The 11568-nt window shown below is 63.7% G+C and carries 7 protein-coding genes and 2 rRNA genes; 8 read left to right on the top strand and 1 reads right to left on the bottom strand.

Going from position 1 to position 11568, the window contains the following annotated elements; all coding sequences use genetic code 11:
* Both HMPREF1136_RS09500 and rrf read left to right on the top strand, forming a co-directional pair.
* Positions 1-185: ribosomal RNA gene (locus HMPREF1136_RS09500) — 23S ribosomal RNA — on the top strand; the annotation flags it as partial.
* 130 nt (positions 186-315) lie between these two features.
* Positions 316-432, top strand: a 5S ribosomal RNA gene (gene rrf / locus HMPREF1136_RS09505).
* 894 nt (positions 433-1326) lie between these two features.
* Here the strand turns inward: rrf and HMPREF1136_RS09510 are convergent.
* Complete coding sequence (locus HMPREF1136_RS09510) at positions 1327-2937, bottom strand: aspartate:alanine exchanger family transporter (protein ID WP_083836283.1); 1611 nt, start codon at positions 2935-2937, stop codon at positions 1327-1329.
* Between the two features lie 316 nt (positions 2938-3253).
* Here HMPREF1136_RS09510 and HMPREF1136_RS09515 point away from each other — a divergent pair, with 316 nt between their 5' ends.
* The 6 genes from HMPREF1136_RS09515 to HMPREF1136_RS09540 all read left to right on the top strand — a co-directional run bounded on the left by HMPREF1136_RS09515 (position 3254) and on the right by HMPREF1136_RS09540 (position 11559).
* Positions 3254-5020, top strand: coding sequence for an acetolactate synthase large subunit (locus HMPREF1136_RS09515; protein ID WP_034505716.1), 1767 nt, complete (start codon positions 3254-3256; stop codon positions 5018-5020).
* Positions 5020-5532, top strand: coding sequence for an acetolactate synthase small subunit (gene ilvN / locus HMPREF1136_RS09520; RefSeq protein WP_009056682.1), 513 nt, complete (start codon positions 5020-5022; stop codon positions 5530-5532). Before HMPREF1136_RS09515 ends, ilvN begins: the two co-directional genes overlap by 1 nt.
* 2 nt (positions 5533-5534) lie before the next feature.
* Positions 5535-6560, top strand: a complete 1026-nt coding sequence (gene ilvC / locus HMPREF1136_RS09525) for a ketol-acid reductoisomerase (protein WP_009649129.1) — start codon at positions 5535-5537, stop codon at positions 6558-6560.
* A gap of 153 nt (positions 6561-6713) precedes the next feature.
* Positions 6714-7928, top strand: coding sequence for a glycosyltransferase (locus tag HMPREF1136_RS10755; RefSeq protein ID WP_083836284.1), 1215 nt, complete (start codon positions 6714-6716; stop codon positions 7926-7928).
* 176 nt (positions 7929-8104) lie between these two features.
* Positions 8105-10357: a sialidase family protein gene (locus tag HMPREF1136_RS09535; RefSeq protein WP_009649131.1), complete on the top strand. Its 2253-nt coding sequence runs from the start codon at positions 8105-8107 to the stop codon at positions 10355-10357.
* A 152-nt stretch (positions 10358-10509) separates the two neighbouring features.
* Complete coding sequence (locus tag HMPREF1136_RS09540; RefSeq protein WP_009649130.1) at positions 10510-11559, top strand: 3-isopropylmalate dehydrogenase; 1050 nt, start codon at positions 10510-10512, stop codon at positions 11557-11559.
* Positions 11560-11568 lie beyond the last annotated feature (9 nt).

Genomic DNA, 11568 nt, shown 5'->3' on the forward strand with positions numbered 1-11568 from the left:
GCTACGTTCGGAAGGGATAACCGCTGAAAGCATCTAAGCGGGAAGCCTGCTCCAAGATGAGGTTTCCACGCCCCCCCGTGGGGTGAGAGGCCCCCGCCAGACGAGCGGGTTGATAGGCCAGAGGTGGAAGCACCGCGAGGTGCTCGCGAGCCGACTGGTACTAATGGGCCAACACTAAACAACAACCCACACCACGCGTGCGGGTGCAACAACAAGCAGCGAACAATCAACTGCCGCAACCACTATACGAACCACGATCAACCCACACCCCCACACGCAAACAAACAGTGGGGGACAGTGTTGAACACATAGTCTTGTGGTGGTCACAGCACCGGGGAAACGCCCAGCAACATTCCGAACCTGGAAGCTAAGCCCGGCAGCGCCAATGGTACTGCAACCGATAGGTTGTGGGAGAGTAGGACACCGCCACAACACACTTTAAGTCGAAGGGCCTCATCCAAACGGATGAGGCCCTTCGCGTATCAAGCGCAGCCCCTTCCTCGCGGGTCGCGCACGCTCATCAGAGGAATCACAGCGCCGCGGCACCATAGGACCTGTGCCCTAAGCAATAACGCTTGGCCTGCACTCCTACACTCGCACGATCCACGCCGTCTCTCTTACCGCCCCCTCCCTGGCCCACTGCATAGGCGTGTACACGCGGATAGGTTGTGCCCATGCGGATAGGTTAATAACCTATCCGCATGTTCGTTTCCTATCCGGATGCGTGTTGGTACCCGGATCTGGAGACCCGCCCAACTCCCAATTTTTCGCAATCCTCCACCTCTGAAACTACGCGTGTGGGTTTTCTGTTTCGCACGTGGGCCGTCTGTTCCGTACGTGGGCGAGGCCGCCCACACTCCAAATAGCGGGCTTGCGTGCGGATGAGGGGGCCACGTTCGGACTAGCGGGCCTGGACGCACATGAAAGGGTCCTCCGAATAACGAGCACGCGGAGTGTCTTTGCTTGTGCGTCGACATACCCGAGGTGCTGACGTGCCTGAAATGCTGTGGAGCATATCGATACGCTCGCGTGAAATATGTGTGAAACATTTGCATCTACGGTGTGCTGATGCGAAGTAAGACAGTAAGACAGAGGGCGAACGCGCCACCGCCTCGTTCGTCGAGCGGCACCTGGTATGTGCGGTGAGTTCCACGGCCGGGACAGGTCCAGACGGGTGCATCGCGCGTTTCTAGGTAGACGAATGGGGCCAACCAGGGAAGGTCAGCCCCATTCGCGCGGGCGGGGGAGGATGGGGGGAATCCCCGCCCACTGGCACGGCTGCGGGGTTATTGGGTGGTGTGGAGGTCCCCCGCTGCCAACGTCTGGTTACATGCCGCCCAGTACCTGCGCAACGACGATCTTTCCGACCATCGCGACCGGGTACACCAGGGCATAGCCCAGCGCCACGCGCGGATCGGAGTTCGTACGGCCGTTCGCAAAGGCCAGGACCGCGGGCTGCGTCTGCGCGCCGCCGAGGAGGCCTGCGAGCTTCGTGCCGCCCATCTTAAACACCCACCGCATGGTGACGTACAAGCCAATAGCCATTGTAGACGTCATGATCGCGCCAAGGATAAAGATGTTGACCCAGGCACCCGATGTGAAAGCGTTGAGGATCTGGCCGCCGGCCTTCGCGCCTGCCTGGGCGAGGAAGATGAGCAGGCCGAGTTCCGCAACCACCTGGCAGGTGGTGAAGGGCAGCGCCGTCGCAATGGGGCCAATGCGGCCAATGCGTCCGAAGACAAGACCGATGATGAGCGTGCCGGCAGCGGAGCCGATCGAGAAGTACTCGCCGGACGGGGTCAAGATCGGCAACTCACCGATCGCGATGCCGATTGCCATGCCCAGGCCCAGGGCGACCGGATTCAGGTCGGTGAGACCGTGCGAAGAGTCACCGAAAAACTTGGTGATCTCGGCCATCTTCGAGGTCGGGGCGACGACGCGGACGCGGTCGCCCTCTTGGAGGACGAGGCCGGGTTCCGCCACCATGTCGACGTCGCCTCGGCGCACGCGTGAGATCGTTGCGGAGAATTCCTTGGCAAGGCCGAGCGACGCGACCGTTCGACCGGCGACCTTCGGGTTGGAGATCGTCATACGACGGAAGTCTAGGTAGGAGCGATCCTGCATGAGAGAGTGCGAGGAGGCATGGCCCAGCTCTGTGGCGGCGCGGGCGACGAGTTCTCGGGGGCCGACGACAGTCACGAGGTCACCCGGATCGAGGGTGTCGGACATCTGCGGACGGGTGATCGGCCCTGTTTCGCCTCGGCGCAGTCGAGAGAAGGAGACTTTCTCGCCGAGCTTCTCGTAGATGTCACCAACGAAGGGATGATCGTCGCGCTCGACGCGGATTGTGCGGTTCGACAGGGGAGAGGGGGCATCCTTGTCGTTGCGGCCGTAGTGCAGTGCTGCCATAGAGGCGGCGAGCATGCCAATGACACCAAAGAGGTACGCGATCGAGTAGCCCACCGTCGCCGTCGCGGGGTCGCCGCTGGCCTCGCCTGCCGCAGCAAGTGCCGGGGTGTTTGTGACCGCGCCTGCGAAAGTACCGGCGATGAGCGGAACGTCCATTCCCATGGCCTTGCCGACGTACAGGCCCAGCGTGGCGGCGATTCCGTAGAAAGCCACCATCGTCAGGATCGGGCCGACAGCTGTCTTGAGGTTATGGAAGAAGGAAGCGCCAGAGTTGATGCCGATCGCGAACGTGAAGAGGGTCAGGCCCAGCGTGCCCAGCTGCTTGGTCACCTGCAGCTCAATACCGAAGGACTGCGCCCATGCGGCCATGACGATGGCGAAAAAGAGAACGGCAGCGGCACCCAGACCGATGCCTTTGATCTTAACCTTGCCGAAGGCCATGCCGATTCCGATGAGGAGGAACAGGAACAACACTGGCTGCTCGTGAAGTATCTCGAAGATCTTGACCACGATGTAATCTCCGTGCATGAATTGATGGTGTGTGATACAAGTCAATTAAACCAGTTTCAGGTGCTGTGTATCTCAGTCCATCGTCCTAGATAGCGTTGAGGACATAAGGGTCCGCACAATGAGATAGACAGGAGCGCCTCGCGGTAGCGCGTTACGGTATTAACATGCTCGACGTTCGTGAGATTGGAATCCTTGCCCTGGTCATCGTACCTGGGCGTGCGATGCCTGCCGCGTAACGAGAGGATGGATCGCACGCCCTTTCCCCGCATCCGCGCTGTTGCACGGACTTGACGGGGTTTTTTCTTTGAGACGGTCTCAACGATTGAGAGGACGACTGGTGAGCGACGCGAGTACCACCACCCGAATGACCGGAGCCGAGGCTATCGTGGCGAGCCTCGAAGCCCTGGGCGTGACCGACGTGTTCGGTATGCCTGGCGGCGCAATTCTGCCGACCTATGACCCGCTGATGGCGTCGACGGCAATTCGTCACATTTTGGTTCGACACGAGCAGGGCGCGGGACACGCGGCCGAAGGCTACGCGCTTGCCACCGGCAAGGTCGGCTGTGCTCTCGTGACATCTGGCCCCGGTGCGACGAACGTGCTGACCGCCCTGGGTGACGCCTGTATGGACTCCGTGCCGATCGTCGTGATTTCGGGTCAGGTCGGTGCCTCCCTGATCGGCACTGACGCATTCCAGGAAGCTGATGTCGTGGGTGCGTCGATGCCTATCACGAAGCACTCCTTCCTGGTGACGGACCCTCAGGACATTCCCGCGCGCCTGGCCGAGGCCTTCCACGTGGCCGGCACAGGCCGCCCCGGCCCCGTCCTCGTGGACATTACCAAGTCCGCCCAGGTCTCCGAGATGGATTTCTCGTGGCCGCCTGCCCTGGACCTGCCCGGCTACAAGGTCGCCGACCGCCCGAACATGAAGCAGGTGCGTGCTGCGGCCCGCGCAATTGTGGACGCACAGGCCCCCGTCCTCTATGTCGGCGGCGGCGTCATCCGCGGCGGTGCGACAGAGGACCTCTCCGCCCTGGTCGAGGCCACCAACGCGCCCGTCGTTACCACACTGACCGCGCGCGGTGCCTTCCCCGACTCCGACCGCCACAACCTCGGCATGCCCGGCATGCACGGCACGGTTGCCGCCGTCGGTGCCCTGCAGCGCGCCGACCTGATCGTGGCCCTCGGTGCCCGTTTCGACGACCGTGTGACCGGACGCCTCGATTCCTTCGCGCCCCGTGCGACCATCGTTCATATCGACATTGACGCCGCGGAAATCTCGAAGAACCGCCACGCTGACATTCCGATTGTTGCTGACCTGGCGACCGCCCTGCCGATCCTGACCGACGAGATCACCCAGGCCTCGGCCGACGGAAAGGCCGACATCTCCGGATGGTGGCGCTACCTGGACCGCCTGCGCACGAAGTATCCGATCGGGTGGGCGGAACCTGACGACGGCATGATGGCACCTCAGGCAGTCCTGAAGAAGCTGTCTGACCGCGTCGGCCCCGACGCCGTCTACGTGACGGGCGTGGGCCAGCACCAGATGTGGGCATCGCAGTTCATCACGCTGGACAACCCGCGCAGCTTCATCTCTTCGTGCGGCTCGGGCACCATGGGCTACTGCATTCCCGCAGCCATGGGTGCGCAGGTCGGTGTCCCCGACAAGGTCGTGTGGGCGATCGACGGCGATGGCTCCTTCCAGATGACCAACCAGGAGCTAGCCACTTGCACGATCAACAACATCCCAATCAAGGTTGCCCTCATTAACAACTCGGTGCTGGGCATGGTGCGCCAGTGGCAGTCCCTGTTCTTCGGCAAGCGCTACTCGAACACCACGCTTAACCCCGTCGAGGGCGAGCAGATCCCCAACTTCGAGATGCTGGCCCAGGCGTACGGTATGGCCGCACGCACGGTCCGCTCCATCGACGAGGTGGACGAGGCCATCGAGTGGGCCATGTCGATCAATGATCGCCCTGTCCTCATCGACTTCCGCGTGTCCAAGGACTCAATGGTCTGGCCGATGGTCGCCGCGGGCGTGTCCAACGATGAGATTCGTTACGCCAAGGGCATGGCGCCCGACTGGGAGGTGGAAGACTGATGACGAACCGTCACACTCTGGCTGTGCTGGTCGAAAACAAGCCTGGCGTGCTCACCCGCGTCGCCGCGCTGTTCGCCCGTCGCGCCTTTAACATCAAGTCGCTGACCGTGGGGGAGACCGAACACCCCGAGATCTCCCGCATGACCATCATCGTGGACGCAGACTCCGCGCCCATCGAGCAGGTGGTGAAGCAACTCAACAAGCTCATCAACGTCCTCAAAGTCGTCGAGCTTGAACCCGAAGACTCCGTCGAACGACGCCTGCTACTCATGAAGGTCCAGGCCGACGAAACCCGCCGCACCTCGGTCCTGCAGATCGTGGATCTCTTCCGCGCGCACGTCGTCGACGTTCAACCCGAGTCGGTCGTTATCGAATCGATCGGCTCCCTACCCAAGCTGGAGGCGCTGCTGCGGGCCTTGGAGCCCTACGGCGTCACCGAACTCGTCCAGTCGGGTGCCGTGGCCATTGGCCGCGGGTCGCGCTCGATCACGGATCAACTGAAGGAGAAATGAAAATGGCAGAAATCATCTACGACGACGGCGCAGACCTGTCGCTGATCCAGTCCAAGAAGGTCGCCATCATCGGTTACGGCTCGCAGGGTCACGCGCACGCGCTGAACCTGAAGGATTCCGGAGTTGACGTGGTCGTTGGCCTGCGCCCCGGTTCGTCCTCCTGGGCCAAGGCTGAGGCCGCCGGCCTGGAGGTTAAGGACGTGGCCGAGGCCGTCGCCGAGGGCGACGTCGTTTCCGTGCTGCTGCCCGACCAGGTCCAGCGCTACGTCTACGCCGAGCAGATTGCCCCCAACCTGAAGGAAGGCTCCGCCCTCCTCTTCGCACATGGCTTCAACATCCGCTACGGCTACATCGAGGTCCCCGCTGGCCACGATGTCATCATGGTTGCCCCCAAGGGTCCGGGCCACAAGGTCCGCGAGACCTACGTGCAGGGCAAGGGCACCCCGGATGTCGTCGCCGTCGAGGTGGACGCCTCCGGCAAGGCCTGGGAGCTGGCTCTGTCTTACGCGAAGGGCATCGGTGGCACCCGCGCTGGCGTCATCAAGACGACCTTCACCGAGGAGACCGAGACCGACCTGTTCGGCGAGCAGGCCGTGCTGTGCGGTGGCGTCTCCCACCTGATCCAGGCTGGCTTCGAGACCCTGGTCGAAGCTGGCTACCAGCCCGAGATCGCTTACTTCGAGGTCTGCCACGAGATGAAGCAGATCGTCGACCTCATCAACGAGGGTGGCATCACGAAGCAGCGTTGGTCCTGCTCCGACACCGCTGAGTACGGTGACTACGTCTCCGGTCCGCGCGTCATCAATGACTCCGCGAAGCAGGCCATGAAGGACATCCTGTCCGACATCCAGGACGGTACCTTCGCCCGTAAGTTCATCGCCGACCAGGACAACGGCGCTCTCGAGTTCAAGGCGCTGCGCGCCGAGGAAGAGGCCCACCCGATCGAGAAGACCGGCCAGAAGCTGCGTAAGGCCTTCGGCTGGACCGACTCCGACGCGGACTACACCGAGGGCAGCGCCGCGCGCTGATCTCACGGTCAGATTCGGATAGAGTCAAGCCCCGACCTCGTTCCCACGTATGGGGACGAGGTCGGGGTTCGTTTATCTGTTCACGTGCGATGTGTGCGTGGGGACGTCTGCGACCGAAATATGCTGACCGCAAGGTTGACTTAGAATGGTGTTATGGTCGCTCGGGGAAGGACTTGTGAACGGTCCCTGAATATTTTGTTCGTGATCAATGATCTCTATACCCGTGGCAACGGCCTGGCGGCCTCCGCGCGGCGCACAATTACGTTGCTTCGGGAGCGTGGACATCACGTGCGCGTTCTCTCGGCTCCGCCGCTCGATGGGGATGATTGTGGTGTCGGCGTGCCTGAGTATCCGCTTCCTCCCATGTCTGTTCCCGTTGTGGGATCCCTCATAGCCTCCCAGGGGTACGCCTTTGCGCGCGTGCGGCGCGCCCAGGTGAAGCGAGCGCTCCAGTGGGCCGACGTTGTTCATCTCGAAGAGCCGTTCTATCTGCAGGCTGTCGTTGCGCAGTGTGCCCGCCGGGCGGGTGTGCCCGCTCTGGCGACCTATCACATTCACCCCGAGAATCTGACGGCCTCGATCTACTTGGATCGGGCGCGCCTGCTCAATCGCATGATCCTTGAGCTGTGGAAGCGTGCCATCTTCAATCGGTGTTCGCTCGTGCAGTGCCCGTCTCAATCCGTCTGGGATCGTCTGGAGCCGCTTGCGCTGCGCCCCCCGCTCCTGCTTCTGTCGAATGGTGTCCCGCTGGGGGAGGGGGGCGATGGCGCGGATGCGCGTGGCGATGAAGGTGACTCGTCTGTTGTTCGTATCCTCGCCGTCGGGCGATTCTCTCGGGAAAAAGGCCAGGCGACCATTCTGCGCGCCCTGCGCGACAGCTCCCATGCGCGTTCTATTGAACTGACCCTTGCCGGGCGTGGCCCGACCGAGCGTGCTCTGCGCGCCCAGGCCTCGGCCCTCTTGAGCGATGGTGTCATTACTCACCCTGTGCGCTTCGCCTTCATGAGTGCGCCGGAACTCGCGCGCGAGGCATCTCGGTGTGACCTCTATGTGCACGCGGCGCGGATTGAGGTTGAGGGGCTGAGTGCTCTGGAGGTCCTCCGTCTGGGGGTCGTACCTGTTATTGCGTGCGGTCCGTTGACGGCGACCAGTCAGTTCGCCCTCAGCGGGGACAGTGTGTACGAGGCCGGGGATGCTCGAGCGCTCGCCCGCGCGATTGACAGGTGGGTTGAGCGGGGGCGTCAGGCGCGTGTGAGTGAGGGTGCACGCTACCGCGTGCTGGGTGAGGAGTATGACATTCGTGCCTGCGTTGACAGGCTTGAAGATGCGTATGTTCGGTTAGTTTCTGCGGATGTGTCGCACGTGTGATGGTGAGTTGGGTGGGCAGCTACCTGCGTAGTTTGTTGGTAATTAGCATAGTGACTGTGTGGCACACTTCTTGTATAAGTGGTTAGTCAGCATCCTAATTTGTATGATGAATCTTGCGGAGGGTGAGTTCCAACTCAGCCGCCGCCCATTGACACCCCTCCCTGGAAGGACCAACGATGACCCTCCGCCACTACGGGCGAGCCCTCGCGGCAGCCACGGGAGCCGCGCTGCTATGCGTGAGCCTCGCGGCCCCCTCCCTGGCCGCCCCACACAGTGACACCGGCGACGCGGCGCTCGCCACGGCCTCGGCAACCGACGAAGAGTCTGCCCCAATCAACGTCGTTGCCACGCGCACCGATACAATCGGCGACCCCCTGTACGTCGGTGATGTCGTGACCGTCACCTTCACCTACACCAACAACACTGACAGTGCGCTCACCGTCTTCCCGGTCGACTCCAACCTGTCCGGCGTTCTCACGACCGGAGCGCCCAACTGCCGCTGGCACAACCTGGCCGCTCACACCACCAAGTCCTGCACCTCCGCCACGCACACAGTGACACAGGAGGACGTCGCGGCCGGGACCTTTACGCCCAGCGCCACGTGGGCGGCCACCCGTGACCGCAACGGCACCGACGTCATCGCCGGGAACTTCATCTCCGCTACTGACCCCATTACCGTCGCCGCCGGGACTCGGCCCGCCGCCCCAGACCCGCTCGAGACCCCGACCGACTACGCCATCGGAGACAAGGTTCGCCTCGCGTCCCCCGGCCTCGTCGGCTTCACCTGTCACCGCATCCCCGCGCTGACCACCGCCACCAACGGCTGGATCATCGCCGCGTGGGACGGTCGTCCCGACACCTGCCAGGACGCGCCCCAGGCCAACTCCATCATCTACCGCATTTCCAAGGACGGCGGTAAGTCCTGGACCCCCATTCAGACCGCCCTTGCCGGCACCCCCGGCGCGGCCAAGGTCGGATACTCCGACCCCTCCTTCGTCGTCGACCGCACTACCGGCACGATCTTCATGTTCTCCGTGAAGTCCTACGACGCGGGCCTCTTCCAATCCCATCTAGGCACGGACCCCACGGCGCGCAACATCCTGCACGCCCACGTCGTCGAATCCCACGACAACGGCGAAACATGGGTCAACCCCCGAACCATCACCGACCAGGTGAGCGCCGGATACGAAGGAGCGTGGTTCACCCGCTTTGCGTCCTCCGGTGAAGGCATCCAGCTGCGCTACGGCACCCACGCCGGACGCCTCATCCAGCAGTACGCCGTCGCCAACTCCGGCTCCACCTCTCTCATGGCCGTCTCCGTCTACTCCGACGACCACGGAGCGACCTGGAAGCCCGGCACTCCCACCGAGGGCAGCGCGGACGAGAACAAGGTCGTTGAGCTCTCCGACGGTCGCCTGCTCCTTAACTCGCGCACGCAGGGCACCGCAGGCCAACGCTTGGAGGCTATCTCCTACGACGGCGGTCAGACCTGGGGTCCCTTCCGCCACAACTGGGACCTGACGGACCCGCGGAACAACGCCTCCATCATCCGCGCATTCCCGGACGCCCCCGAGGGGTCCGCACGCGCCCGCGTCCTGCTCTTCTCCAACGCCAACTCCTCCAGTGCTCGTGCCAACGGCACAATCCGCGTCTCCTACGACGACGGTTTCACCTGGAACGACGGCACGGTCTTCGAGAGCGGCGACATGGCTTACTCGACCCTTCACGCCCTCGCTGACGGCACCTGGGGCCTCCTCTACGAGTCCGGCGGCTACAAGAACATCGAGTTCATGCGCGTGGATGCCGCCTACCTTGGCCTGGTCGATCCCGGCGAGGATCCTGCGCCCGCCCCGCAGCCCGCGCCTGAACCCGCACCCGAACCTGCCCCGCAGCCCACACCGGACCCGCAGCCCGCGCCTGAACCTGCACCCGCAGCCAACCCCGCGCACTGGGTCAACACCGGCTCAGGGTGGAAGTGGCAGCTGGAGGACTCCACCTATGCGATGAACCAGACCGTCACCATCGGCGAGGCCACCTACCGCTTCGGTGCTGACGGCTACATGGTCACCGGCTGGGACAAGACCGACGGCGTGTGGAGCTACTACAACGCCTACGGTGCACGCGTGAACGGCTGGGTCAGCGACGGAGGCACCTGGTACTACCTCGAGCCCTCCACCGGTGCCATGGCAACCGGATGGACTCAGATTGGAGACACCTGGTACCTCTTCTCCGACACCGGCGCCATGCTCACCGGCTGGCAGCATGCGGACGGCTGGTACTACCTGGCACCCTCGGGCGCGATGGTTACCGGCTGGCAGAACATCGGCATCAGCTGGTACTACTTCGGTGACGACGGCCGAATGGCGACCGGATGGACATCCATCGCCGGACGCTGGTACTACTTCGCCCCCTCGGGGGTCTGGATCTGATCCGACACCGGGACATGGCCGGGGCCAGGGGAGCGTCAACGCCCTCCCAGCCCCGGCCTCGTTCATGCCCCGTATGGGACACGTCACGGCGCAAAGAGACCACGGGTTGGACCCGTGCGGACGAGCGCGCGTGGGCGGGGGAAGATGGACGTATGACACTGAACATCGCAGTAATCCCCGGCGACGGCATCGGCAAGGAAATCGTCCCCGAGGGCCTGAAGGTTCTGGACCGCGTCCTGGCGGACAAGGGCGTCGACTACTCGACGACCCACTTCGATCTGGGTGCGCAGCGCTGGCACGCGACCGGCGACACCCTCACCGACGAGGACCTTGAGGCCATTAAGCGCCACGACGTCATCCTCCTGGGTGCGGTCGGTGACCCCTCCGTTCCCTCCGGCGTCCTCGAGCGCGGCCTGCTGCTCAAGCTGCGCTTCGCCCTCGACCACTACGTGAACCTGCGTCCCTCCAAGTACTACGAGGGTGTGCCCAGCCCCCTGGCCAACCCCGGCGACATCGACTTCGTCGTGGTACGCGAAGGCACTGAGGGCCTCTACTGCGGCAACGGCGGGGCCGTGCGCGTCGGTACCCCGCACGAAATCGCAACCGAGGTCAGCGTCAACACCGCCTACGGTGTCGAGCGCGTCGTGCGCTACGCCTTCGAGGCGGCCGCCTCGCGCAACAAGCACCTGACTCTCGTCCACAAGCACAACGTTCTGGTCAACGCCGGACACATGTGGCGCCGCATCGTCGACGAGGTGGGGGAGGAATACCCCGACGTGCGCGTCGACTACTGCCACATCGACGCTGCCACCATCTACATGGTCACCGACCCCGCGCGCTTCGACGTGATCGTCACGGACAACCTGTTCGGTGACATCCTTACCGACGAGGCCGGGGCCGTCACCGGCGGCATCGGCCTGAGCGCGTCGGGCAACCTCAACCCCTCGCGTGAGTTCCCCTCGATGTTCGAGCCTGTGCACGGTTCCGCACCCGACATCGCGGGGCAGGGGAAGGCCGACCCGACCGCGACCATCTCGTCGGTCGCGCTCATGCTCGACTTCATGGGATTCACAGACGAGGCGGCACGTGTGCGCGCAGCCATCGACGCCGACATGGCGGCGCGAGCAGAGGCTGCGGCCAGTGGCAGCCCCCTCGTACGCTCAACCTCCCAGATCGGTGACGACATCGCCGCTCGCGTCTGAGCCGACATA

This window comes from Actinomyces sp. ICM47 (genome assembly GCF_000278725.1).
In the GTDB taxonomy this organism is placed as follows: domain Bacteria; phylum Actinomycetota; class Actinomycetes; order Actinomycetales; family Actinomycetaceae; genus Pauljensenia.

Coding starts and splice junctions, on each gene's coding strand:
- HMPREF1136_RS09510 (WP_083836283.1), bottom strand. CDS start 2,937: ATGCACGGAGATTACATCGTGGTCAAGATCTTCGAGATACTTCACGAG.
- HMPREF1136_RS09540 (WP_009649130.1), top strand. CDS start 10,510: ATGACACTGAACATCGCAGTAATCCCCGGCGACGGCATCGGCAAGGAA.
- ilvC (WP_009649129.1), top strand. CDS start 5,535: ATGGCAGAAATCATCTACGACGACGGCGCAGACCTGTCGCTGATCCAG.
- ilvN (WP_009056682.1), top strand. CDS start 5,020: ATGACGAACCGTCACACTCTGGCTGTGCTGGTCGAAAACAAGCCTGGC.
- HMPREF1136_RS09535 (WP_009649131.1), top strand. CDS start 8,105: ATGACCCTCCGCCACTACGGGCGAGCCCTCGCGGCAGCCACGGGAGCC.
- HMPREF1136_RS10755 (WP_083836284.1), top strand. CDS start 6,714: ATGGTCGCTCGGGGAAGGACTTGTGAACGGTCCCTGAATATTTTGTTC.